This window comes from Xanthobacter versatilis (assembly GCF_043193975.1).
Taxonomy (GTDB): domain Bacteria; phylum Pseudomonadota; class Alphaproteobacteria; order Rhizobiales; family Xanthobacteraceae; genus Xanthobacter; species Xanthobacter autotrophicus_E.
Window position 1 is genome coordinate 151,453 of the sequence record NZ_JBAFVB010000003.1, and the last position, 22,288, is coordinate 173,740.

Annotated in this window: 23 protein-coding genes and 1 other RNA gene; 20 read left to right on the forward strand and 4 right to left on the reverse strand. The window is 69.0% G+C overall.

Features of this window, described 5'->3' with window-relative positions; translation table 11 throughout:
* Positions 1–345: 345 nt before the first annotated feature.
* From ssrS to V5F66_RS08215, 4 genes are all read left to right on the forward strand, one after another.
* Positions 346–499: non-coding RNA, 6S RNA (gene ssrS, locus V5F66_RS08200), on the forward strand.
* A gap of 49 nt (positions 500–548) precedes the next feature.
* The gene (locus V5F66_RS08205; RefSeq protein ID WP_394093616.1) at positions 549–1,136 is read left to right on the forward strand and encodes a 5-formyltetrahydrofolate cyclo-ligase; all 588 of its coding nucleotides are present in this window, start codon (positions 549–551) and stop codon (positions 1,134–1,136) included.
* Positions 1,137–1,188: 52 nt separating this feature from the next.
* Positions 1,189–2,010: a TIGR00282 family metallophosphoesterase gene (locus V5F66_RS08210; protein ID WP_394051681.1), complete on the forward strand. Its 822-nt coding sequence runs from the start codon at positions 1,189–1,191 to the stop codon at positions 2,008–2,010.
* 166 nt (positions 2,011–2,176) lie between these two features.
* Positions 2,177–2,926 carry a YebC/PmpR family DNA-binding transcriptional regulator gene (locus V5F66_RS08215; protein WP_012115038.1) on the forward strand — a complete coding sequence of 250 codons (750 nt, stop codon included), beginning with the start codon at positions 2,177–2,179 and terminating at the stop codon, positions 2,924–2,926.
* A gap of 146 nt (positions 2,927–3,072) precedes the next feature.
* Here V5F66_RS08215 and V5F66_RS08220 read toward each other — a convergent pair whose 3' ends face one another.
* A complete protein-coding gene (locus V5F66_RS08220; RefSeq protein WP_012115039.1) occupies positions 3,073–3,501 on the reverse strand; it encodes a MerR family transcriptional regulator in 429 nt (142 codons plus the stop codon).
* A 496-nt stretch (positions 3,502–3,997) separates the two neighbouring features.
* On the opposite strand from V5F66_RS08220, the gene V5F66_RS08225 reads away from it, so the two are divergent.
* Genes V5F66_RS08225 through ruvA form a run of 4 tightly spaced genes read left to right on the forward strand, consistent with a single transcriptional unit; the run spans position 3,998 to position 7,973 of the window.
* A complete protein-coding gene (locus V5F66_RS08225; protein WP_394093617.1) occupies positions 3,998–6,307 on the forward strand; it encodes a hypothetical protein in 2,310 nt (769 codons plus the stop codon).
* Between the two features lie 55 nt (positions 6,308–6,362).
* Complete coding sequence (ruvC, locus tag V5F66_RS08230) at positions 6,363–6,872, forward strand: crossover junction endodeoxyribonuclease RuvC (protein ID WP_012115041.1); 510 nt, start codon at positions 6,363–6,365, stop codon at positions 6,870–6,872.
* A 33-nt stretch (positions 6,873–6,905) separates the two neighbouring features.
* A complete protein-coding gene (locus V5F66_RS08235; protein WP_394008226.1) occupies positions 6,906–7,328 on the forward strand; it encodes a DUF1772 domain-containing protein in 423 nt (140 codons plus the stop codon).
* Between the two features lie 27 nt (positions 7,329–7,355).
* Positions 7,356–7,973 (forward strand): Holliday junction branch migration protein RuvA, encoded by a 618-nt coding sequence (gene ruvA, locus V5F66_RS08240; RefSeq protein ID WP_393999079.1) that lies wholly within the window; start codon positions 7,356–7,358, stop codon positions 7,971–7,973.
* Positions 7,974–7,994: 21 nt separating this feature from the next.
* Here ruvA and V5F66_RS08245 read toward each other — a convergent pair whose 3' ends face one another.
* Positions 7,995–8,525 carry a flavin reductase family protein gene (locus tag V5F66_RS08245; protein ID WP_394008186.1) on the reverse strand — a complete coding sequence of 177 codons (531 nt, stop codon included), beginning with the start codon at positions 8,523–8,525 and terminating at the stop codon, positions 7,995–7,997.
* A gap of 246 nt (positions 8,526–8,771) precedes the next feature.
* On the opposite strand from V5F66_RS08245, the gene ruvB reads away from it, so the two are divergent.
* The 4 genes from ruvB (at position 8,772) to ybgC (ending at position 11,606) form a co-directional block, all read left to right on the forward strand.
* Positions 8,772–9,803, forward strand: a complete 1,032-nt coding sequence (gene ruvB / locus V5F66_RS08250; RefSeq protein ID WP_394036653.1) for a Holliday junction branch migration DNA helicase RuvB — start codon at positions 8,772–8,774, stop codon at positions 9,801–9,803.
* 53 nt (positions 9,804–9,856) lie between these two features.
* Positions 9,857–10,492 carry a TetR/AcrR family transcriptional regulator gene (locus V5F66_RS08255; RefSeq protein ID WP_012115046.1) on the forward strand — a complete coding sequence of 212 codons (636 nt, stop codon included), beginning with the start codon at positions 9,857–9,859 and terminating at the stop codon, positions 10,490–10,492.
* Positions 10,493–10,582: 90 nt separating this feature from the next.
* Positions 10,583–10,996 carry a DUF2852 domain-containing protein gene (locus tag V5F66_RS08260; RefSeq protein ID WP_041575676.1) on the forward strand — a complete coding sequence of 138 codons (414 nt, stop codon included), beginning with the start codon at positions 10,583–10,585 and terminating at the stop codon, positions 10,994–10,996.
* Between the two features lie 100 nt (positions 10,997–11,096).
* Entirely contained in the window at positions 11,097–11,606 is a 510-nt protein-coding gene (ybgC, locus tag V5F66_RS08265; RefSeq protein ID WP_393999075.1) for a tol-pal system-associated acyl-CoA thioesterase, read from the forward strand.
* A 32-nt stretch (positions 11,607–11,638) separates the two neighbouring features.
* Here ybgC and V5F66_RS08270 read toward each other — a convergent pair whose 3' ends face one another.
* Both V5F66_RS08270 and V5F66_RS08275 read right to left on the reverse strand, forming a co-directional pair.
* Positions 11,639–12,022 (reverse strand): cell division protein ZapA, encoded by a 384-nt coding sequence (locus V5F66_RS08270; RefSeq protein ID WP_012115049.1) that lies wholly within the window; start codon positions 12,020–12,022, stop codon positions 11,639–11,641.
* 5 nt (positions 12,023–12,027) lie between these two features.
* The gene (locus V5F66_RS08275) at positions 12,028–12,333 is read right to left on the reverse strand and encodes a DUF4164 domain-containing protein (protein ID WP_049775956.1); all 306 of its coding nucleotides are present in this window, start codon (positions 12,331–12,333) and stop codon (positions 12,028–12,030) included.
* Between the two features lie 329 nt (positions 12,334–12,662).
* Here V5F66_RS08275 and tkt point away from each other — a divergent pair, with 329 nt between their 5' ends.
* From tkt to ybgF, 8 genes are all read left to right on the forward strand, one after another.
* Complete coding sequence (gene tkt / locus V5F66_RS08280; protein ID WP_394093618.1) at positions 12,663–14,654, forward strand: transketolase; 1,992 nt, start codon at positions 12,663–12,665, stop codon at positions 14,652–14,654.
* Positions 14,655–14,762: 108 nt separating this feature from the next.
* Positions 14,763–15,773: a type I glyceraldehyde-3-phosphate dehydrogenase gene (gene gap / locus V5F66_RS08285; RefSeq protein ID WP_012115051.1), complete on the forward strand. Its 1,011-nt coding sequence runs from the start codon at positions 14,763–14,765 to the stop codon at positions 15,771–15,773.
* Positions 15,774–15,793: 20 nt separating this feature from the next.
* Positions 15,794–16,984, forward strand: coding sequence for a phosphoglycerate kinase (locus V5F66_RS08290; protein WP_012115052.1), 1,191 nt, complete (start codon positions 15,794–15,796; stop codon positions 16,982–16,984).
* A gap of 207 nt (positions 16,985–17,191) precedes the next feature.
* Positions 17,192–18,217, forward strand: a complete 1,026-nt coding sequence (locus tag V5F66_RS08295; protein ID WP_012115053.1) for a class I fructose-bisphosphate aldolase — start codon at positions 17,192–17,194, stop codon at positions 18,215–18,217.
* Between the two features lie 278 nt (positions 18,218–18,495).
* Positions 18,496–19,086 (forward strand): thiamine phosphate synthase, encoded by a 591-nt coding sequence (locus tag V5F66_RS08300; RefSeq protein ID WP_394093619.1) that lies wholly within the window; start codon positions 18,496–18,498, stop codon positions 19,084–19,086.
* Positions 19,087–19,130: 44 nt separating this feature from the next.
* Entirely contained in the window at positions 19,131–20,237 is a 1,107-nt protein-coding gene (locus V5F66_RS08305; protein ID WP_394093620.1) for a tetratricopeptide repeat protein, read from the forward strand.
* Between the two features lie 388 nt (positions 20,238–20,625).
* A complete protein-coding gene (pal, locus tag V5F66_RS08310; protein ID WP_012115056.1) occupies positions 20,626–21,120 on the forward strand; it encodes a peptidoglycan-associated lipoprotein Pal in 495 nt (164 codons plus the stop codon).
* A 243-nt stretch (positions 21,121–21,363) separates the two neighbouring features.
* Positions 21,364–22,287, forward strand: coding sequence for a tol-pal system protein YbgF (ybgF, locus tag V5F66_RS08315; protein ID WP_394093621.1), 924 nt, complete (start codon positions 21,364–21,366; stop codon positions 22,285–22,287).
* The last annotated feature ends 1 nt before the right edge of the window (position 22,288 follow it).

The window sequence follows — 22,288 nt, forward strand, 5'->3', positions numbered from 1 at the left end:
GCCAGGCATGCGCCTGGCCCAAAGCCTCCGGCTCCCAGGGACGGCGCACTGCCGCCGGGAAACGTCTCGGCCGGACACCCGTTCGAAGTTCGCAGGCTCTTTGAGCGAGCGAGTCTGTCCAAACTTTGACGGGCGCGCCGGTTCGTGCTGCGGTGCGAAAGTTTCGCGGCACGCAGGAAGCTGTGCACGAACAGGCTTAATGGCGGGTTAGCACCGGCGGCCGAACGCGGCGGATCCCTTCGCTTTCCTCCGATGCGGGCCTTTTCACTCCCCTTAAGGTGTCTGTTGGGGCCGATCGCGCTGTTGGGGCTGGCGCTCGGGCGGCCGGGTGCCTACATTGGCAAGGCGGGGCTGCGGGGCACGTTAGGAGACATTTCCCCGGGGCCTTATCGATCCTTAAGGGAGCTGTCCCTGACCTCGTCCCTGGACTTGGACACACGGCGCCCACCTACGTTGTAGGTTCCCGGGATCGAACTCCGACGGCTTCTGTGGCTCCGCACGTTTTCTGACAAAGCCGACTTCTTCTGACAAAGCCGACTTCGCCCCTCATGGACATCGCCGCCGAAAAGAAACGCCTGCGCGCCCTCGCGCTCGGTCGTCGTGCGGCCATGGGCGAGGCGGGCCGAGCCGCGGCCTCGCGCGCGGCCGCAAGCCATGCCCTCGCCGCCGCCGGCGCGGTTCAGGGGCGCGCCGTCGCCCTGTTCGCGCCATTCCGGGACGAGATCGACACCGCGCCGCTGGCCGACGCCCTGCGCGAGGCCGGAGCGATCCTCGCCCTTCCCGTCATCATCGCCCGCGACCAGCCGCTCCTGTTCCGCCGCTGGGATCAGGACACGCCGCTCGTCCCCACGGGCGCCTTCCGCATTCCCGAGCCGGGGCCGGAGGCGCCGGAGATCATCCCCGAACTGCTTCTGGTGCCGCTGGCCGCCTTCGACCGGCGCGGCTTCCGCGTCGGCTATGGCGCCGGCTTCTACGACCGCACCCTCGCCCTGCTGCGGGCGCAACGGCCGGTGCGCGCCATCGGCTTTGCCTTTGCGTGCCAGGAAGTGGACCAGGTGCCCGTCGAGACCCATGACGAGCCGGTGGACATGATGGTAACGGATATCGAAGCTTGGGCCGTCGGCCCGCGCGCCTGATCCGGCCCCGGCCCGCCGCCATGGGACCCCGCTGCTCATTGGACCCTTCTGAATGCGTATCCTGTTCCTTGGTGATGTGGTCGGCCGTCCCGGCCGGGAATGCGTCGTCTCCCGCCTGCCGGACCTCGTGAGCGACTGGAAGCTCGACCTCGTGGTGGTGAACGGGGAGAACGCCGCCGGCGGCTTCGGCATCACGGAAGCCATCTATGGCGAGATCCTCGCCGCCGGTGCCGACGCCATCACCCTGGGCAACCACGCCTTCGACCAGCGCGAGGCCCTCGTCTTCATTGAGCGGGCGCCGGCTTTGGTGCGGCCCATGAATTATCCCGCCGGCACGCCCGGACGCGGCGCTGCCCTGGTGGAGGCCAAGAACGGGGCCCGCGTGCTGGTGCTCAACGTCATGGGCCGGATCTTCATGGACCCGCTGGACGATCCCTTCGCGGCCCTTGACCGGGCGCTGGATGGCGCGGCACTGGGCGAGATGGTGGACGCGGTGGTGGTGGACGTGCACGCCGAGACCACCAGCGAGAAGCAGGCCATCGGCCACCATTGCGATGGGCGTGCCTCCTTGGTGGTGGGCACCCACACCCATGTGCCCACCGCCGATTACCGTATCCTGTCCGGCGGCACCGCCTACATGACCGACGCCGGCATGTGCGGCGCCTATGACGGTGTCATCGGCATGGACAAGGAAGAACCCCTGCGCCGCTTCACCCGCAAGCTCGCCTCCGGCCGGTTCGAGCCGGCAACGGGGCCGGGGACCCTCTCCGGCGTGGCGGTGGAGACAGACGACCGCACCGGCCTTGCCGTGCGCGTCGCCGCCGTGCGCCTCGGTGCGGGGCTTGAGGAGGCGCGGCCGGCCTTCTGGGCCTGACGAAAGGGCAAGCGGGAACCGGCACCGAAGGCCGGCGTCATGCTGCACCCGCTTTCTTGCGCTTTTCCCCGCCGCGGACCTATAAGGCCGGCTCCAGTCAACAGATCGGTCCGGGCAGCGCTGCAGTGGCGGGGCGCGGGATTGAAATTCAAGGAATGGTGGCGGCATGGCCGGGCATTCGCAATTCAAGAACATCATGCACCGCAAGGGGCGGCAGGATGCGATGCGCTCCAAGCTGTTCTCCAAGCTGGCGCGCGAAATCACCGTCTCGGCCAAGATGGGCCTGCCCGATCCCAACATGAACGCGCGCCTGCGCGCCGCCATCCTCGCGGCCCGCGCCGAGAACATGCCCAAGGACAATATCGAGCGCGCCATCAAGAAGGCGGCGGGCGCCGACGGCGAGAACTATGACGAGATCCGCTATGAGGGCTACGGCCCCGGCGGCGTCGCCGTGATCGTCGAGGCCCTGACCGACAACCGCAACCGCACCGCCTCGGAAGTGCGCTCCTTTTTCACCAAGTCGGGCGGCAACCTCGCCGAGACGGGGGCGGTGTCCTTTATGTTCGACCGGGTGGGCGCCATCGAGTTCGCTGCCGAGAAGGCCGACGCCGACGCCATGATGGAAGCCGCCATCGATGCCGGCGCGGACGACGTGACCTCGTCCGAGCATGGCCACGAGGTGATCTGCGCGGCGGAGAGCCTTGCGGAAGTGCAGCGCGCGCTGGAAGCCAAGTTCGGCGAGCCGAAGAAGGCGGCGCTGGTCTGGCGGCCGCAGAACACCGTCGCGGTGGACGACGAGACCGGCGAGAAGCTGCTGCGCCTTGTTGAAAACCTCGAGGACAACGATGACGTGCAGAACGTCACCGCCAATTTCGAACTGTCCGACGCGCTGCTCGCCAAACTGAACGCGGAGTGAGAGCGGAGCGCCGCCTGAACGGGTGGCGGCTCGGTTAAGGCGCTGGCGCCTTGATGCACAAACAAAAAGGCACGGACCGACCGGTCCGTGCCTTTTTGTTTGGTCGGCTCGAAACGGTCAGGCCATTGGACCTGACCGGCTCTTTGTCAGGCGGCGAGGGAGGTCGCCATGGTCTTCAACTCGGCGATGGCGGCATCGATCTCGGTGCGCTGGCGCTCGAGCTGGGCGAGCTGGGTCAGGCAACGGTCGCGGGTCAGCGACAGGCTGGCCTCCTCGCCATCATGGGCGGCCACCAGGGCGCGGATCTCGGCCAGGGTGAAGCCCAGGTGCTTGCCCTTCAGGATGACCGTCAGGCGGCGGCGGTCGGCTTCCGAATACAGGCGGGTCATGCCGTCGCGACGCGGCGAGAGCAGGCCCTTGTCCTCATAGAAGCGCAGCGCCCGCAGGGTGATGCCGAACTCGCGGGCGAGATCGCCGATGGTGAAGAGCGCGCCGTCGCGCGTGCCCTCGGCGGCCGCCGGGCCGGTGTGCAAGGCCGGGGTCGAAAACCCCTGTTCGAACGTCTTGGCGTCCATACGTCTGGTCCCCTTCGCACGCCCGGCCGCCGCAAGGCGCTCGGCACGGGAATTTGGATCGGTGTGCGTCGTGATTGCGTCGTCGCGGCATGCCGCAACGCAAACAAGGCTTACCGTCCAGCCGGCTCTATGGGGAGGGTTTGCGGGCTACCGTTGGGGAAAGTAACAGTTACAACATAATATATACAATGACTTATGGCGCATTCCGGTCTGGTCGCATGCTGACGTTACGGCATCACGAGCGCCTCCTTGGAGCCCGGCGGTGCACGGCCTGTCTCCGCATCGCTGACCGGCGCGGGGCAAATCGACGGGACGTTAACTGCGGATTTACCAAGAATTGAAACCCTCTGTTCAGTGAATCACCGCGAATGGGCACGGTAATAAGAAACCTCTCAACCCGTGCCCCGGGGAGGCCCGAATGGAGCGGACGGAACGCACGGCCCGGATGCGTGCTGCGGCAGGATCGGCCCCCCTGTGGGCGGACACGCGCAGCGATATGCCTGATGTCCCGGCCTGGGACGTGTTCGACATCCAGGCCTCGACCATCGAATCCCTGCGCGGGGAGGTGAGCGCCCTGCGCGATCGCCTCGCTAATGCCGCGCCCAAGCGCGCAGTGCAGGAGATGGACAAGGCCATCACCCTCTTGTGCCGGCGCGTAGATGACATCCGCGCCGCCGGGGCGGTGCGCGAGGATGCCGACCACGCCCTCGCCGAGGAACTCGCCGCCATCAGGGCCGGGGTCGCCGCGTTGCGAGAGCCGGCCCATGTCCGCGCACTTCAGGACGGCCTCGATGCCCTCGCACGCCGGATCGACCTCATGGCCGCCCGCGCCGTGGACCCGGTGGAGGTGGCCCGGCTGACGGGGCAGATGGAGGAGATCCACCATCTGGTACTCCGCGCCGCCGAGCGTCAGGATGACACTACCGCCCTTCACGCCCTCACCCAGCGTCTTCAGGCCTGTGCCGAGGCGGTGGCCAGCGCCGGCGAGGAGACGGCCCGGCGCGTCGCCGAGGCCACCGGCGCCTTCGAGCGCAAGGCCGAGGCCCTGCTCAACCGTGTGATCGAGGTGGAAGCCCGCGCCCGCGCCGGTGATTCGGCGGCCGCGCAGGACCTGCAAGGCTCGCTTTTGGGCGCCCTCGAAGGCGTCCACCGCCGCCTCGATGCCATGTCGAGCACCATTTCCGGCCAGGTCACCAGCCTGTCGCCCACCATTGGTGCCGAGGTGACGCAGCGTCTGTCGGCCTTGTCCGAGCGCATCGCCGCGGCAGAGGCGGCTGGAAAGGCCGCCATCGCCCCCCTCGCCGACGCGGTGGAGCGCACCCTTGCGGAACTGAGCGCGCAATTCAGGGACACCCACGCGCGCCTCGACCGGCTGGACGACATCGAGATCCAGCTCCAGCACATGGTCGCCGAGATGCGGCAGGTGCGCGAGACCACCCATGTGGCGACCGCCGAGGCGGTGGCGGCAGTGACGGCAAAGGTCTCCGAGGATCCGGACGGCGCTGCCGTGGTGGGGCTGAAGCGGGGCCTTGCCGCCCTCGAAGCGCGGCAGGACGAGATCGAGCGCCGCGCCGGCGAGATGCTCGCCGCCGAACTGGAATATGAACTGCGCGATATTTCCGTCGCCCTGGACCGGGACGGGGAGGGCACCTTCGCGCCCCGCCCGGCGCCCCGGACGGCCGAACGCCCCGCCCCGGCGCCGCAGGCCGAGATGGACGACCTCGCCTTTGATGCAGCGTCATCGCCCGATCAGGCGGCGGATGCTGCTGCCGGCTCGCCCTGGCCCCGGAGCCCCCGCCGCTCCGAGCGAGCTGGCCCGGCGCCGACCGACACCGGCGATTCGCGGCCTCGCGTCGATCGCCGCGCCCGCCGGGACCGGACGCGGGAGAGGCGCGTGCCAAAGGGCTTCTTCGCCGGGCTGTTCGCTCGCAAGCGGCACGTGGCCATGGTCGCGCTGCTTGCCGGCGCCACCACCGTCTTCGCCGGCACCGCCGTGGGTCTCGCCTGGCGCAACGCGCCGGACTTGCTCTCGGGCGTGACCCAGACCCTGCGTCGGCTCTCTGCTCCGGCGGTGGCCGGCGTGACGGCAGGCGACCTTCCCGCCGCCATCGGCCCGACTGCGCTCCAGGCCGCCGCGCGCGCCGGCGATCCGGCCGCGGCCTTCCTGGTGGCCGGCCGCTATGTGGAGGGCCGGGGTGTGGAGGCCGATCCCGACGCGGCGGTGAAGTGGCTGGCGTTCGCCATGCAGCGCGGCTCCGCCCCCGCAGCGCACCGCCTCGGCGCACTCTATGAGTCGGCCGGCCGCGACCTGGGCGAGGCCCGCCGCTTTTATGAATGGGCGGCAGCGCAGGGCAATGTGCGGGCCATGCACGCCCTGGCGATGCTGCTGTGCTCCGGCAACGGCCAGCCGGCGGACTGGGAAGGCGCGGTACGCTGGTTCCGCGCCGCCGCCGAGCTGGGCTTCCGCGACAGCCAGTATAATCTTGGCGTGGTCTACGCCCGTGGCCTCGGGGTCGCGGCCGATGCGGGGGAAGCCTTCAAGTGGCTGAGCCTCGCCGCCGCCCAGGGCGACGACGACAGTGGCCGCAAGCGGGACATCCTCGCCCGCGAGGCCGATGGCGCCACACTCACCAAGGCGCAGCAGGCGGTGGCCGCCTTCGCTCCGGGGCCGCAGAACGTGGCCGCCAACATCGTCGAGATCCGTCCGGAATGGCAGGAGGAGAGCGCGGGCTCCCCGGTGGCCTCCCTTCCGGGCCGCACCAAGAGCGCGACCCGCCTCGCCAGCACCGTGGCGGCGGTGAAGTGAGCCGCCTCTTCGTGTTGCCCTTTCCTTGCCGGCGCGCCTCACTCACGGTGCGCCCATGGACCTGAACGCGATTCGCATCCTTGGCCTCGATCCGGGCCTGAGGCGCACCGGCTGGGGGGTGATCGATGTCACCGGCTCCCGCCTCGCCTTTGTCGCCTGTGGCACCATCCTGCCTCCGGAGCAGGCGCCCATGGGCGAGCGCCTCGCCCATCTGCACCGCGAACTGCTGGGCGTGATCGAGCGCTTTTCCCCCCAGGAGGCGGCGGTGGAGGAGACGTTTGTCAACATGAACCCCTCGTCCACCCTGAAGCTGGGGCAGGCGCGCGGGGTGGTGCTGCTGGCGCCGGCGCAGATGGGGCTGCCGGTGGCCGAATACGCTGCGCTGCTGGTGAAGAAGAGCGTGGTGGGCGCCGGCCGCGCCGAAAAGGCGCAGGTGCGCATGATGATCGGCATCCTTCTGCCCAAGGCCACGCCGGAGACCGAGGACGCCTCCGACGCGCTGGCGGTGGCGGTCACCCACGCCCACCATCGTGGGGCGGCTGCGCGCGCCCGCGCGGCGCTATAAAGTCCAGTCTCCACACCGCGGGGGGCGGGCATGATCTACGGACATCTGGCGCTGGTGGTGGCCGCGCTGTTCACCGGCGCCGCCTTCTATATCAATGCCGTGGAGCAGCCGGCGCGGCTCGCGCTTGATGACGGGGCTGCACTCCGGCAATGGAAGCCGTCCTACAAGCGGGGCTTCGCCATGCAGGCGACCCTCGCGCTGGTCGGCGCGGTGCTGGGCGCGGTCGCCTTCAGCCGCGACGGGGACTGGCACTGGCTCGCCGGCGGGGTGCTGATGCTGGCCAACTGGCCCTATACCCTCATCGGCATCATGCCCACCAACCGGCGCCTCCTTGCCATGGACACGGCCGACGCCGAGACACGGCGCCTCATCACCAATTGGGGCCAACTGCACATGGTGCGCACCGGGCTCGGGGCGCTGGCCACCTTCGTCTTCCTGTGGGCGGCGGTGACCTGATGCCGTTCCAGCCCTGAAAGGCCTGTGATGATCGGAAAGTTGAAGGGCGTCGTGGACACGCTGGAGGAGGACCATGTGATCCTCGATGTCCATGGCGTGGGCTATCTCGTGCACTGTTCCGGCCGCACGCTCTCGGCCCTGCCGCGGGCGGGAGAGGCGGCGGCGCTGTTCATCGAGACCCATGTGCGCGAGGACCAGATCCGCCTGTTCGGCTTCAGCTCGGCGGCGGAACGGGACTGGTTCCGCCTGCTGCAGGGCATCCAGGGCATCGGCACCAAGACCGCCCTGGCCGTGCTCTCCACTTTGAGCGCCTCGGAGCTGACGCAGGCCATCGCGCTGGGCGACAAGACCACGGTGGCGCGGGCTCCGGGGGTAGGGCCGCGGGTGGCGACGCGCATCATCACCGAGCTGAAGGACAAGATGCCGGGCTTTTCCGCCTCCGAACCGCTGGCGGCCCAGCTCGGCGGCGGCGGTGTCGCCCCGGTGCAGGGGGGCGCGGCGGCGGATGCGGTCTCGGCCCTGGTCAACCTCGGCTATGGCGTGCCGCAGGCCAACGCTGCCATCGCCGCCGCCCTGCGCGGCGCGGGGGAGGGGGCCAAGACGGAGGTTCTGATCCGGCTGGGGCTGAAGGAACTGGCGAAGTAAGGGAAAACGCCTGCGCGACCCTCACGGCATCCGGGAGGGCAACTTCAGGGTGTTCCCGTCCACCGCGAAGGTGCCGTAGCCCTGATGATGGATGGTGCGCGGCGCCTTCTGGGCCGGGTCGCGCCACGCCTTCACCACTTCCAGCACGAACAGGTTGAAACGGTTGACGAGGCGGGTCTCCACCACCAGGCATTCCAGATTGGCGAAGCATTCCTTGACGAGCGGCGCCGCCACCAGGGCGGCGGGCCGGGGCGTGAGCCCGATGGTCGTGAACTTGTCCACCTCGCGGCCGGAGCAATTGCCCACCTTCACCACCTGTTCGGCAATCTCCACGGCGGGAATGGCGATGACGCACTCCTTGGTGGCGCGCAGGGCGGTGAAGCTGAAATCGCCCTGGGAGACGATGCAGGCGATGAGCGGCGGGGTGAACTCGACCATCATGTGCCACGACATGGTCATGACGTTGGGGCGTCCGCGATGGCTGGTGGTCAGCAGCACCACCGGGCCGGGCTCGATGAGCTGGTAGACCTCGGCGAGGGGAAGATCCTTCATGGCCGCTCCTCCTGAAGCGAAGCCCGATCCGGTTGCACGGCGTGTTATGGGCTTTGTGGCGGGATCGGGAGCCGATCCCGCGCTGGGCGCCAGCACGTCGCACCATAAGGCCCATTGCGGCGTACCGGCGTTGTGGCATGTCATAGTGTGTCTCGCCGCCGCGCGCCTGCGTTCCCCTTCCGTACCCGGCCGGCCCGCACTACAGTCGCGCGAGTCGCCGGCCCCCAGGGGAGCAAGACCTCTTCCATGAACACCCGCCTCCTCTCGGGCGAGAAGCGCGGCGAAGATGCCGCCGATTCGACGCTGCGGCCCCAGCTCCTCAAGGAGTTCGTGGGCCAGGCGCAGGCGCGCGCCAATCTGGAAGTGTTCATCAAGGCGGCCCGCGCCCGCGGCGAGGCGCTGGACCACGTGCTGTTCGTAGGTCCGCCCGGCCTCGGCAAGACCACGCTGGCCCAGATCATGTCGCGGGAGATGGGGGTGGGCTTCCGCTCCACCTCCGGCCCGGTGATCGCCAAGGCGGGGGACCTTGCCGCCATCCTCACCAATCTGGAAGAGCGCGACGTGCTCTTCATCGACGAGATCCACCGCCTCGCGCCGGCGGTGGAGGAAATCCTCTATCCGGCCATGGAGGATTACGAACTGGACCTCGTCATCGGCGAGGGGCCGGCGGCGCGCTCGGTGAAGATCGCCCTGCCCAAGTTCACGCTGGTGGGCGCCACCACGCGCTCGGGCCTGCTCACCACGCCGCTGCGCGACCGCTTCGGCATTCCGGTGCGGCTGCAATTCTACACCGTGGAGGAACTGGAGAAGATCGTGGTGCGCGGGGCGCGGGTGCTGGGCATCGCCATCGCCCCGGACGGCGCCACCGAGATCGCCCGCCGCGCGCGGGGGACGCCGCGCATCGCCGGCCGGCTGCTGCGGCGGGTGCGCGACTTCGCCCTGGTGGCGGAAGCCGAGCGCATCGACCGCAAGGTGGCCGACCGGGCGCTGCTGGCGCTGGAGGTCGACGCCGCCGGGCTCGATGCCATGGATCGGCGCTATCTCACCGTCATCGCCGATTATTACGGCGGTGGTCCGGTGGGGGTGGATACGCTCGCGGCTGCGTTGTCCGAGCCGCGCGACGCCATCGAGGAGATCGTGGAGCCGTTCCTGGTGCAGCAGGGCTTCATCCAGCGTACGCCGCGCGGGCGGATGCTGACTGCTACCGCCTTTCGCCATCTTGGACTGCCGGAACCGGTTGTGGCCAAGCCCATGCCCCTGTTCGACGAGGGCGAGTAGGCCAGCGCCATGCCCATCGACGCGGCCGCGCCGTCAATGTACATCACATTCACATGAGCTGGTCCCGGAACGGAGAAACACGGTCCTACCATCACGGCAACCTGCGGGAGGCCCTGATGCAGGCCACCCTCGACCTGATCGGGGAGAAGGGCGTGGCCGGCGTCACCTTCGCCGAGGCGGCGCGCCGCGCCGGGGTGAGCGCGGCCGCGCCCTACCGCCATTTCCGCGACCGGGACGAATTGCTGGCGGCGGTAGCCGCCGTGGGTTTCGAGCGGCTGGCGGATGCCCTCACCACCGCGTGGCAGAATGGCCGGCCCTCGCCCGCCGTGGCCTATGAGCGGGTGGGTCGGGCCTATCTCGATTTCGCCCGCCGGGCGCCGGCGGAATATGTGGCCATGTTCGAATCCGGACTGCCGGCTGATGCCCATGAGGGCCTGCAGCAGGCGGGCAATCGCGCGTTCGCCGTGCTGCGCGAGGCGGCGGAAGTTTTGGTCTCTCACATTCCCGGCCCGGTACGCCCGCCGGCCTTGATGGTGGCGCTCCATACCTGGTCGCTGGCCCATGGGGTGGCGTCCCTGTTCGGCCGGGCCGACAGCGCCCGCCGCAAGTTACCCATGGGGCCGGACGAGCTTCTTGAGGCCGCATTCCTCATCTATCTGAAGGGTCTCGGCGCTCCCTCCGGCACCTGAGCCTGGCCCCCGCCAAGGGGCGGGCATTGACAAAACGGGGGGCTTTGCCTATCTATGTAAATGTTATTAACATTAACCGGGAACGCGGCTATGGAGCTCGCTTACAAGCTCGACAGTTACGGCAAACCGGCGTGGATCGCGCTGACGGTGCTGGGCTTCATGGCCTGGTGGCCGCTGGGCCTTGCGATCCTGGCCTTCACCATCGGGAGCGGACGGATGGGATGTGGTGCCAAGCGCGGCTTCAGCCGCTGGCAGGAGGAGGGCGGCGATGCTCTGCGCGGCGCTTTCGGGCGCTGGAGCCGGACCATGCCGTCCAGCGGCAACCGCGCCTTCGACGAATATCGTCAGGAGACGCTGCGGCGCCTTGAGGAGGAGCAGAAGGATTTCCGCGACTTCCTTGAGCGCCTGCGCCAGGCCAAGGACAAGTCGGAGTTCGACCAGTTCATGGCCGACCGCCGCGGCCGCCCCGCCGAGCCCGCCCCGGACGCTCCGTCCGGCAAGTGATCCAAAATCCTGCGGCGCGTTGCCGCCGCGGGACACTTCCAGACCATCTTCGGCCGCGCCCTTTGTTCACAAGGGGCGCGGTCTCGTTTATGAGGGCGGCATGGTCGAGCGCCCCACATTCTCCCCGTCCGATCCGCACCTCAACCTTGCCGGCCGGCTGATCCCCGGCGGCCACGCGCTGCATGTGCGCGTGTATTACGAGGACACGGATTTCTCCGGCATCGTCTACCACGCCAACTACCTGAGATTCATGGAGCGCGGCCGTTCCGACTACATGCGGCTGCTGGGCGTGTTCCAGGGCGAGCTGTTCGAGCAGGCGGCCGCCGAGGCGCCGGGCTTTCACTTCGTCGTCCGCTCCATGCAGATCGACTTCCGCAAGCCCGCTCGCATCGACGACGTGCTGGAGGTGGTGACCCTCTCCAAGGAGGTGGCCGGCGCGTCCATCACCCTGTTGCAGCAGGTGAAGCGGGACGGCGAGGTGCTGGTGTCCGCCACCGTGCGCGTGGCCTTCGTCTCGGAGGGGCGGGCCAAGCGCATCCCCGATGCGCTGCGCCAGGCGACGCTTCAGGATGCCCGCGCCACCGAAGCCATCGGCGAAAGCCAGAGCTGAGGCGCACGGCGCGCCGTCCACTGTCCTGACCTTCAGCCCATGCCCACCGAGCCGCGCTCCTTGGGGGCGAGCTGGGACACCAGTTGCTCGATGCGCTCGGCCACCTGATCGATGGTGCGGGCCACCTCTTCTTCGCTCGCCTCGATGCGGGCGATGGCGGAGGCGCGGGCGTCGCGCTGGCTCTCGATGTCACTTTCCAAAGCGGCCACCCGCCGGCGCGACTCGGCCAGCTCATCGGCGATGGTGATGGCGGCCATGACCACGAGGCGCTGGTCGCCGATCTCCCCAAAGGCGGTGCGCAGCTGGGAGATGCGGCCGTCGATGTCGTGGGCGAGCCGGATCAGATGCTCTTCCTGCCCCTCGTCGCAGGCCATCCTGTACTGGCGACCGGCGATGGTGACCGAGACGTGGGGCATGCCCGTCAGCCGCCGTGGGTCGCGAGCACGTCGCGGATCGTGCTCATGGCCACGTCCAGGCGGCGGATGATCTCCCGGCCCACTTCCTCCACCTGTCCGGCATCGGCCTTGGCCAGGTCCAGCTCGGCGGCAAGGCGCGCGCGGTCGTTGCCCATGGCGTGCAGCTGGGCTGCCAGCGCCTCCTGGTGGCGGTCGGTCTCGCGGCGGCGATCCAGCGCGTCGTTCAAGGCGTCGAGGGCCGCATGGAGGCGCCGGGTCGCGGCCTCGATGGGGGCGTCCTGCAGCGGCGGGCGATGCTTCAGCGCATACATTGGCAAAGTGTAGCCGAGTCGGCTGGCTTGGCGCCAGACTTTCCCCACCTGTCAACATGAATGCGTCAAAGGAGGGCTCCTAGTCCCGCCAACTTTCCGCATTTGCGAATGCTGCAATGCGGAAGCTTTGCTGCAGGCGCGACGATGCAGCGCGGGGCTCGCCGTGCCGCCTCGCTTGACGTTCGAGGAGCGGGCAGGTTTGACAGCCATGCGGGCCTTGGTACAAGGCGGCCAACACTGGCCGGATGACCCTGATGGGTCTGCCACAGCTCGAGGTTGTCTCTGGCAGGGCGGCGCGTCCGGACCCCGGCGCGGGAGAAACGGAATTCATGCTGAGCCGCACGAGTCACGACCGCATGGCCAACGCCATCCGCTTCCTTGCCATGGACGCCGTGGAAGCTGCCAATAGCGGTCATCCCGGCCTGCCCATGGGTGCTGCGGACATCGCCACCGTCCTGTTCACCAAGGTCCTCAGGTACGATCCCACGCGCCCCTTCTGGCCCGATCGCGACCGCTTCGTGCTGTCCGCCGGCCACGGCTCCATGCTGCTCTATTCGGTGCTGCATCTGGCCGGCTACGAGAAGGTGACGATCGAGGAGATCAAGCGCTTCCGCAAGCTCGGCTCGCTCACCCCCGGCCATCCCGAGAACTTCGTCACCGAAGGCATCGAGACCACCACCGGCCCGCTCGGGCAGGGCATCGCCACCGCCGTGGGCATGGCCATGGCCGAGCGCGCGCTCGCCGCCCGCTTCGGCAAGGATGTGGTGGACCACCACACTTTCGTGCTCTGCTCCGACGGCGACCTGATGGAGGGCATCAGCCAGGAGGCGGCGGACCTTGCCGGCCACCTGAAGCTCTCCAAGCTCATCGTCATGTGGGATGACAACGGCATCTCCATCGACGGCGCCACTTCCATCTCCGGTTCCACCGACCAGCTGGCGCGCTTTGCGGCCTCCGGCTGGGCGACCACGCGCATCGATGGCCACGATCCGGACGCCATCCTTGCCGCGCTGACCGCCGCCAAGGCGTCCGACCGGCCGACCCTGATCGCCTGCCGCACCGTCATCGGCTTCGGCAGTCCCAAGAAGGCCGGCTCGGAGAAGGTGCACGGTTCTCCGCTCGGTGCCGACGAGATCGCCGCCACCCGCGCGGCACTGGGCTGGGAGGCTGCGCCCTTCGAGATTCCTGCCGACGTGCTCGCCGGCTGGCGCGCCGCCGGTGCCGCCGGATCCGCCGCCCGCGCGGCCTGGGAGGCGCGCCTTGCCGCCGCCCCCGAGGCCGACCGGGCCGAGTTCGAGCGCCGTATCGCCGGCACGCTGCCGCAGGCGCTGGAAGGCGCCATCGTCGCCGTCAAGCAGAAGGCGGTGGCAGACGGTGGCGCGGTGGCCACCCGCAAGTCGTCCGAGCTGGTGCTGGATTTCATCACCCCGGTGGTGCCGGAGATGCTGGGCGGCTCGGCCGACCTCACCGGTTCCAACAACACCAAGGCCAAGGGAGCGAAGGCCATCACGCCGGACGATTTCGCCGGCTCCTTCGTGCACTGGGGCGTGCGCGAGCACGGCATGGCGGCAGCCATGAACGGGATCACCCTGCACAAGGGCCTCATTCCCTTCTCCGGCGGCTTCCTGGTGTTCTCGGATTATTGCCGCCCGTCCATCCGCCTTGCCGCGCTCATGGGCGAGCGGGTCATCCATGTGCTGACCCACGATTCCATCGGCCTCGGCGAAGATGGCCCCACCCATCAGCCGGTGGAGCACCTGGCCGCCCTGCGCGCCATCCCGAACCTCCTGGTGATGCGCCCCGCCGACACGGTGGAGACGGCCGAGTGCTGGCAGATCGCGCTGCAATCGGAAGGTCGGCCCTCCGCCCTCATCCTGTCGCGGCAGAACCTGCCGATCCTGCGCACCGATGCCACCGCAGAGAACCGCTCGGCGGGCGGCGCCTATGAGATCGTCGCGGCCTCGGCCAAGGCGCAGGCCAGCCTGTTCGCAACCGGCTCGGAAGTCTCGCTTGCGGTGGAAGCCGCCAAGCTTCTGGAGGCGCAGGGTGTGCCCACCCGCGTCGTCTCCATCCCTTCGTTCGAACTCTTCCTCGAAAGGCCTGCCGCAGAGCGGGCCAAGGTGATCGGGGACGCTCCGGCCAAGGTGGCGGTGGAAGCCGCCATCCGCATGGGGTGGGACGCCATCGTCGGTTCGGATGCCGCCTTCGTGGGAATGACCTCGTTCGGCGCCTCGGCGCCTGGAAAGGACCTTTTCGCCCATTTCGGACTGACCCCGGACAAGGTCGCGGCCAAGGCCCTCGACCAGCTCCGGCAGGTGTGATCATCGGCGCACGGCGGGCGCGACCAGGCCGCACCGCGGGCTCTTCCGCGGGTGCGCAACGCAGTTTCGCAGAGGCCGGGCTTCAAGCCGGCTCAAGGAGGACCCATTATGAGCGTCAAGGTGGCCATCAACGGTTTCGGTCGCATCGGGCGTAACGTTCTGCGCGCCATCATCGAATCGGGTCGGACCGACATCGAAGTGGTGGCGATCAACGATCTCGGCCCGGTGGAGACGAACGCCCACCTGTTCCGCTTCGACAGCGTGCACGGCCGCTTCTCCGGCGAGGTCAAGGTTGCCGGCGATACCATCGACGTGGGCCGCGGCCCCATCAAGGTCACCGCGGTGCGCGATCCCGCCCAGCTGCCCCACAAGGATCTGGGCGTGGACATCGCGCTCGAGTGCACCGGCATCTTCACCGCCCGCGACAAGGCGGCCGCGCACCTTGCGGCCGGTGCCCGGCGCGTGCTGGTCTCGGCCCCGGCCGAGGGCGCCGACCTGACCGTGGTCTACGGTGTGAACCACGACAAGCTCACCTCCGAGCATCTCGTGGTCTCCAACGCCTCCTGCACCACCAACTGTCTCGCCCCCGTCGCGAAGGTCCTGAATGATGCCGTCGGCATCGAGAAGGGCTTCATGACCACGATCCACTCCTACACCGGCGACCAGCCGACGCTGGACACCATGCACAAGGACCTCTACCGCGCCCGCGCGGCGGCCATGTCCATGATCCCCACGTCCACCGGCGCCGCCAAGGCGGTGGGCCTGGTCCTGCCCGAGCTGAACGGCAAGCTGGACGGCACCTCCATCCGCGTGCCGACCCCGAACGTCTCGGTGGTGGACTTCAAGTTCATCGCCAAGCGCGCCACCACCAAGGACGAGATCAACGCCGCCGTCCTCGCTGCGGCCGCGTCCGGTCCGCTGAAGGGCATTCTCGGCACCACCGACCAGCCCAACGTCTCCATCGACTTCAACCACGATCCGCACTCCTCCACCCTGCACCTCGACCAGACCAAGGTCCTGGAAGGCACTCTGGTGCGCGTGCTGTCCTGGTATGACAACGAGTGGGGCTTCTCCAACCGCATGGCCGACACTGCAGTCGCCATGGGCAAGCTCGGTTGAGCGGGGAAGGGGGCGCCAAGATGACCGCCTTCCGAACCCTCGACGACGCGGACCTTGCCGACAAGCGGGTCCTCGTGCGCGTTGACCTCAACGTGCCCATGGAAAGCGGACGGGTCACCGACGAGACCCGCCTGAAAGCCATCCTGCCCACCATCCGCACCATCACGGACAAGGGCGGCAAGGCGGTGCTACTGGCGCATTTCGGGCGGCCCAAGGGCCGCGACGAGAGCCAGTCCCTCGCCCCGGTGGCGAAGGCGCTGGAAGGCCAGCTCGGCCGCAAGGTGGCGTTCGCCTCCGATTGCGTGGGTGAGGAAGCCTCCAGCGCCATCTCCCGGCTCGCCGCTGGCGAGGTGATCGTGCTGGAAAACACCCGCTTCCACGCGGGTGAGGAGAAGAACGCGCCTGATTTCGTGGAGGCCCTCGCCAGCCTCGGCGACATCTATGTCAACGACGCCTTCTCGGCCGCCCATCGCGCCCATGCCTCCACCGAGGGGCTGGCCCGCAAGCTGCCGGCCTATGCCGGCCGCTCCATGGAAAGCGAGCTCGCCGCGCTCACCAAGGCCCTTGAGGCCCCGGTGCGTCCGGTGCTGGCCGTGGTCGGCGGCTCCAAGGTGTCCTCCAAGCTCGAGCTTCTCGGGAACCTCGTGAAGAAGGTGGACATCCTGGTGATCGCCGGCGGCATGGCCAACACCTTCCTTGCCGCCCTCGGCAAGAAGGTGGGCAAGTCGCTGTGCGAGCACGACCTGGCCGACACCGCCCGCGAGATCCTGGAGAAGGCCAAGGCGGCCGGCTGCGAGATCGTGCTGCCGGTGGACGCGGTGGTGGCCAAGGAGTTCAAGGCCAATGCCGCGAACCGCGTCGTCAGCGTGGACGAGGTGGGCGACGACGAGATGATCCTCGACGCCGGTCCCGAAACCGTGGCGGTGGTGGCGCAGAAGCTCGACGGCGCCAAGACCGTGGTCTGGAACGGCCCGTTCGGCGCCTTCGAGATGACGCCCTTCGACGCCGCGACGGTGGCGGTTGCCCGCGACGTGGGCAAGCGCACCCGCGCCGGTACGCTGCTGTCGGTAGCTGGTGGCGGCGACACGGTGGCCGCGCTCAACCATGCGGGGGTCGCGGGAGACTTCTCCTACGTCTCCACCGCCGGCGGCGCCTTCCTGGAATGGTTGGAAGGCAAGGCCCTGCCGGGTGTCGAGGCCCTTCGGCGCTGAAAAAAGACCGCCCGGATGACAAAATGTCGTCCGGGCGTTTGTTTGCTGCATCGCAGCGGGTTCATTTGCTGCGCTGCAATGGTATGATGTCTCGCTGGCCCACGCCCGCCCCGCCGGTCGGGGTGTGCGTGGGTCCTTCATGATCGGGGCCGGCGCGCCCTGGTCTCCACGCCCGCCGAGGGGCGGCAAAAAGGCAGGTGAAGGCACATGACGGCTGAGCTCGACGCGATCGCGCAGAAAATGGTGGCCGACGGCAAGGGCATTCTGGCGGCAGACGAGAGCAGCGGCACCATCAAGAAGAGGTTCGACGCCATCGGTGTCGAATCCACCGAAGAGAACCGCCGCGACTATCGTGAGCTGATGTTCCGATCGGAAGCCATGACCAAGTACATCTCCGGCGTCATCCTCTATGAGGAGACCATCCGGCAGAAGGCCAAGGACGGCACGCCGCTCGTCAGCCTCATCGAGCAGGCCGGCTCCATCCCCGGCATCAAGGTGGACGCGGGCGCCAAGCCCCAGCCGGCCTTCCCGGGCGAGACCATCACCGAGGGCCTCGACGGCCTCGCCGGCCGTCTCAAGGAATTCTACGATCTCGGCGCTCGCTTCGCCAAGTGGCGCGCGGTGATCGACATCGACACCGCCAAGGGCATCCCCTCCTACGGCTCCATCCGCGCCAACGCCCATGCGCTGGCCCGCTACGCGGCCCTGTGCCAGGAAGCCAAGATCGTTCCGATCGTGGAGCCGGAAGTGCTCATGGACGGCAGCCACGACATCGACACCTGCTACCAGGTGACCGAGTGGGTGCTGAAGACCACCTTCGAGGAGCTGTATTACCAGCGCGTCCGCCTCGAGGGCATGGTGCTGAAGCCCAACATGATCGTGCCCGGCAAGAAGGCCGCCAAGCAGGCCTCCGTGGCCGAGGTGGCCGAAAAGACCGTGCGCGTGCTGAAGAGCTGCGTGCCATCCGTGGTGCCTGGCATCGCCTTCCTCTCCGGCGGCCAGTCGGACGAGGATGCCACCGCCCATCTCGACGCCATGGTGAAGCTGGGCGGCCTGCCCTGGAAGCTCACTTATTCCTACGGCCGCGCGCTCCAGGCCGCGCCGCAGAAGGCGTGGGCCGGCAAGGCCGAGAACGTGGCGAAGGCCCAGGCCGCGTTCACCCATCGCGCCCACATGAACTCGCTCGCCGCCCTCGGCCAGTGGTCGTCGGAGGAAGAGCGCAAGGCTGCCTGAGCGCATCTCGTCTCATGAGAAGAAAAGGGCCGGCTTGCGCCGGCCCTTTTTTATTCCGCTCGGCTTCCAGGCCGATTCGCGTCGTCGATGCAGGATCGGGTCGCCTTGAAGCCGCTGGGCATGTATCCGCCCGCGAACTTGCGGTAGAGCAGATACCAGTCAGATTGCGCCGCAGCCTGATCGGCCCGCGCTCCTGCGGGCCGTGCCCCCAATTTGCCGATTTCTTGGCCGACCGATCATCCATGTCTTCCCCTTTGCCGCCGCCCGGCGCCCGACTCATGCTCGTCTTCACCCTCACGCCCGAGCTGCGGCCGGACGCGGCGGCTGCGGCCGTGCGCGCCGGTGACGTGGCGGCCGTGGTGCTGCGCGTGCCCAAAGACGGCGCGCCCGATATCCGCCACCTGCGCGCCGTGGCCGAGGCGCTCCAGAAGCACGATGCAGCGGTGCTGGTGGAGGGGCCGGACACTCTCGTCACCGCCGCTGGCCTCGATGGCGTCCATGTGAGCGATCTGCGCGGCCTTCAGGCCGCGCTGCGCGCGCTGAAGCCGCAGGCCATCGTGGGGGCGGGCGGCCTCGCCAGCCGCCACGACGCCATGGAGGCCGGGGAAAGCGGGGCGGACTATGTCTTCTTCGGCGCCCTGGAGCCCCGGCCGGGGGACGCTCCTGAGATTCTTGATCTCGTGGCCTGGTGGGCCGAGCTGTTCGAGGTGCCCTGCGTGGGTCTTGCCGCCTCCCTCGACGAGGCCGAGGCTCTGGCCCAGGCCGGCGCCGATTTCGTCGCGCTGGCCGAGGCGCTGGTGGCGGACGGCGGCGCGGCGACGGTGACGGCGGCCATGGACCGCCTTTCGCGCGTGGACGCCCAGCCATGAGCATGGGTCAGGTCCGGCGCGTTTCGCCGACGTCTGCGCGGGGAATGGCGCGCGTCTACGCCCTGAACCTCGCGCTGGTCCTTGCGCTGGTGGGCGCGCCGGCCCTCGCCCAGACCGCTGCACAGCCCAAACCCTCGGACAAGCCCTCATCCGAAAAGCCGGCGAAGCCCGCTGCCAAGCCTGCCGCCAAACCCGCCGAAAAGCCTGCGGCCAAACCCACCAATAAGCCGGGCGCGCCGCGTCCCGACGCGGGGGGCGGGCCGCCGCTGCTAGGGCAGCAGATCTCTTATCCCAGCCTCGATACGCCGGGCGGCAGCGGCGATCTTGCCTATGGCGCCTACCAGCGCGGCTATTACCTCTCTGCCTTCAACGAGGCGCTGAAGCGGGCTCGCGCCGGAACCGACCCGGCCGCCATGACCCTGCTGGGCGACCTCTACGGCTCCGGCTATGGCGTGCCGCTGGATTTCTCCAAGGCCATCGAATGGTATCGCAAGGCCGCGGCCGCAGGCTCGCCGGGCGCGCTCCTCTCCCTCGGCAACCTGACGCTGGCCGGGCAGGGCCTGAAGAAGGACGAACTGGAAGCCGCCAGGCTGTTCCGCGAGGCGGCGGAAAAGGGCAATGGGCCTGCCGCCTACAATCTCGGACTGCTCTATCTCCAGGGCCGCCAGATCCCGAAAGAGCCGACGGAAGCCGCGCGCTGGTTCGAAGTGGCGGCCGGCAAGGATATCGAGGATGCCCAATATGCCCTCGCCGTGCTGCTCAAGGAGGGCAACGGCGTGGAGAAGGACGTGGCCCAATCGGCGCAGCTGATGGCGTCCGCCGCGCGGCTTGGCCACATCACGGCGCAGGTGGAGTTCGCCATCATGCAGTTCAACGGCGTGGGCGTGCCTAAGGACGAGGCGGCCGCCGCCGCCATGTTCCGCAAGGCGGCGCTGGGCGGCAATGCCATCGCCCAGAACCGCTATGCGCGGCTGCTCGCGGTGGGGCGCGGGGTGTCGCAGGACAAGACCCAGGCCGCCGCGTGGCACCTGCTCGCCAAGCATCGCGGGCTAGGCGATCCCATGCTGGATGAGGTGCTGGAGAAGCTGCCCGCCGCCGACCGCAAGAAGGCGGAGGCACAGGCGGCCCGCTGGGAAGCCGGCCGCGCCTGACACGGAATGGGCGATTGCGGCACTTGCGAGTGTGGCACTTGTGCAACGCCTGCCAGCCTCGTCGGTCTGCCCCGAGCCCTGCACCTGCTCGCCATGATGACGCCACGAGACGGCATCAGTGAAGACCGTGTCGACGGGCCGGCGTTGCCAGTCCTGCGGCCCTCTTCGGAACCGGCGTATGCGCGTTGTTCGCCTGGAGCGGGCGTGCCGCTGCGCGCTGGGTGAGGTTCAAGGATAACGGCTTGGAAACCATGGCGCGCAGGAAGTGCGGTGCGCCGCGCGGTTTCCGGCAGGACATGCGGCTTCAGGCCGTGCACGGAACGTTCGCTTAACCGGCCGGCTGATAGACGAAAGCCTCCGGTCCAGCGTTGAGAAGGGAGATACCGGAATGCGTTTCCTCAGGCTAGCTCGCGGGTTCCGGTTCGCGGCGCTTTTCGGCTTCGCGCTGGCCCTTGCCGCGTGTGCCAACAATCCCAACCAGAACGCCGCCGGTGCCGGTGGTGCGGGCGGCCCGCCCGGTTCGCCACAGGAATTCGTGGTGGCGGTGGGCGATCGCGTGTTCTTCGAAAGCGACCAGACCGACCTCACGCCCCAGGCGCGGGCCACCCTGGATCGTCAGGCCCAGTGGCTCCAGCAGTGGAACCGCTACACCTTCACCATCGAAGGCCATGCGGACGAGCGCGGCACCCGCGAATACAACATCGCCCTCGGCGCCAAGCGGGCCCAGAGCGTGCGTGACTATCTCGCTGCCCGCGGTATCGATCCGGCCCGCATGCGGACGATCTCGTATGGCAAGGAACGCCCCGTCGCGGTCTGCAACGACATCTCCTGTTGGTCGCAGAACCGTCGCGCCGTCACCGTGCTGAACGCCGGCGGCGCCTGAGGGCGCCAGCCGGTCGCATCGAAAAGGGCCGGCGCCGCCTGCGGCTGCCGGCCCTTTCGCTTTGCGGGGGAGGGGGAGCGGGAGTGTCTTGTGTCCGGAACCGGGCGGCTGTAGGCCGTCGCCTTCAGGCGCGACTTCCAAGCCCTTGCCGAGTCACACTTTGGACGTGATCCACCTCCTATTCTTGAGCGCTCGGGAGGCTGATCCCGGCCGTTCTTCCCGCCACAAGCCCTTGGACCCAAGATGATGCGCCTGCCGCTGGTCGGTGTTCTCGCCCTCGCCCTGAGCGCCGTCGCGCTGCCCGCCGCTGCCCAGCAGGACGGCGGATTGTTCGGCAATATCTTCAAGCCCCCGGCCGCCACGCCCCAGCCCGTGCAGGGCGGCGACGAGACCGAGCTGGTCGGTCGCATGGAGCGGCTCGAATCCTCCCTGCGCCAGCTCACCGGGCAGGTGGAGCAGCTGCAGTACCGAAACCAGCAGCTTGAGGCGCAGGTGCGCCGGCTGGAGGAAGGCTCCGGCGGTGCCCGGGCCCCGGCCGCGGCGGCCGCGCCTGGCGTGGCGCCGGCGGCGACATTGCCTTCAGGTCGCCCGGCGACCGTGCCCGGCGCTTCCGGCAAGCGATCCGACGCCTTCGATCCCAACATGGACCCGGCGGCCCCCGGCGCGCCGCAGCCTTTGGGCTCGCCCGCCAGCGCCGCTGCGGCCCTGCCGCGCCCGGCTGAAGCCGTTCCCGGCGGGCGGCCTGCGGGGGGCACGCAGGTGGCCGCGCTGCCAGGATCAGGCGGCTCCGTGCGCGAGCTGTACGACGCCGGCCAGGCCCAGCTCCAGCGCCAGGATTATGCCGGCGCAGAGCAGACCTTCCGGCAGATCATCCAGTCCGCGTCCGGCGACCGCATCATTCCCGACGCCACCTTCATGCTCGGGGAGAGCCTGTTCCTGCGCCAGAATTACGGGGACGCGGCGGCCTCCTTCCTGGAGGTCTCCACCAAATATCCCAATTCCACCCGCGCCCCCGAGGCGCTGCTGCGGCTCGGGCAGTCCCTCGCCGGCCTCGGCGAGAAGGAGACCGCCTGCGCTACCCTGCAGGAGGTCGACCGCAAGTATCCGCGCGCCCCGTCCTCCATTCGCCAGGCGGTGGAGCGGGAACAGAAGCGCGTCGGCTGCTGAG

Coding starts and splice junctions, on each gene's coding strand:
- V5F66_RS08205 (WP_394093616.1), top strand. CDS start 549: ATGGACATCGCCGCCGAAAAGAAACGCCTGCGCGCCCTCGCGCTCGGT.
- V5F66_RS08210 (WP_394051681.1), top strand. CDS start 1,189: ATGCGTATCCTGTTCCTTGGTGATGTGGTCGGCCGTCCCGGCCGGGAA.
- V5F66_RS08215 (WP_012115038.1), top strand. CDS start 2,177: ATGGCCGGGCATTCGCAATTCAAGAACATCATGCACCGCAAGGGGCGG.
- V5F66_RS08220 (WP_012115039.1), bottom strand. CDS start 3,501: ATGGACGCCAAGACGTTCGAACAGGGGTTTTCGACCCCGGCCTTGCAC.
- V5F66_RS08225 (WP_394093617.1), top strand. CDS start 3,998: ATGCCTGATGTCCCGGCCTGGGACGTGTTCGACATCCAGGCCTCGACC.
- ruvC (WP_012115041.1), top strand. CDS start 6,363: ATGGACCTGAACGCGATTCGCATCCTTGGCCTCGATCCGGGCCTGAGG.
- ruvA (WP_393999079.1), top strand. CDS start 7,356: ATGATCGGAAAGTTGAAGGGCGTCGTGGACACGCTGGAGGAGGACCAT.
- V5F66_RS08245 (WP_394008186.1), bottom strand. CDS start 8,525: ATGAAGGATCTTCCCCTCGCCGAGGTCTACCAGCTCATCGAGCCCGGC.
- ruvB (WP_394036653.1), top strand. CDS start 8,772: ATGAACACCCGCCTCCTCTCGGGCGAGAAGCGCGGCGAAGATGCCGCC.
- V5F66_RS08255 (WP_012115046.1), top strand. CDS start 9,857: ATGAGCTGGTCCCGGAACGGAGAAACACGGTCCTACCATCACGGCAAC.
- V5F66_RS08260 (WP_041575676.1), top strand. CDS start 10,583: ATGGAGCTCGCTTACAAGCTCGACAGTTACGGCAAACCGGCGTGGATC.
- ybgC (WP_393999075.1), top strand. CDS start 11,097: ATGGTCGAGCGCCCCACATTCTCCCCGTCCGATCCGCACCTCAACCTT.
- V5F66_RS08270 (WP_012115049.1), bottom strand. CDS start 12,022: ATGCCCCACGTCTCGGTCACCATCGCCGGTCGCCAGTACAGGATGGCC.
- V5F66_RS08275 (WP_049775956.1), bottom strand. CDS start 12,333: ATGTATGCGCTGAAGCATCGCCCGCCGCTGCAGGACGCCCCCATCGAG.
- tkt (WP_394093618.1), top strand. CDS start 12,663: ATGCTGAGCCGCACGAGTCACGACCGCATGGCCAACGCCATCCGCTTC.
- gap (WP_012115051.1), top strand. CDS start 14,763: ATGAGCGTCAAGGTGGCCATCAACGGTTTCGGTCGCATCGGGCGTAAC.
- V5F66_RS08290 (WP_012115052.1), top strand. CDS start 15,794: ATGACCGCCTTCCGAACCCTCGACGACGCGGACCTTGCCGACAAGCGG.
- V5F66_RS08295 (WP_012115053.1), top strand. CDS start 17,192: ATGACGGCTGAGCTCGACGCGATCGCGCAGAAAATGGTGGCCGACGGC.
- V5F66_RS08300 (WP_394093619.1), top strand. CDS start 18,496: ATGCTCGTCTTCACCCTCACGCCCGAGCTGCGGCCGGACGCGGCGGCT.
- V5F66_RS08305 (WP_394093620.1), top strand. CDS start 19,131: ATGGCGCGCGTCTACGCCCTGAACCTCGCGCTGGTCCTTGCGCTGGTG.
- pal (WP_012115056.1), top strand. CDS start 20,626: ATGCGTTTCCTCAGGCTAGCTCGCGGGTTCCGGTTCGCGGCGCTTTTC.
- ybgF (WP_394093621.1), top strand. CDS start 21,364: ATGATGCGCCTGCCGCTGGTCGGTGTTCTCGCCCTCGCCCTGAGCGCC.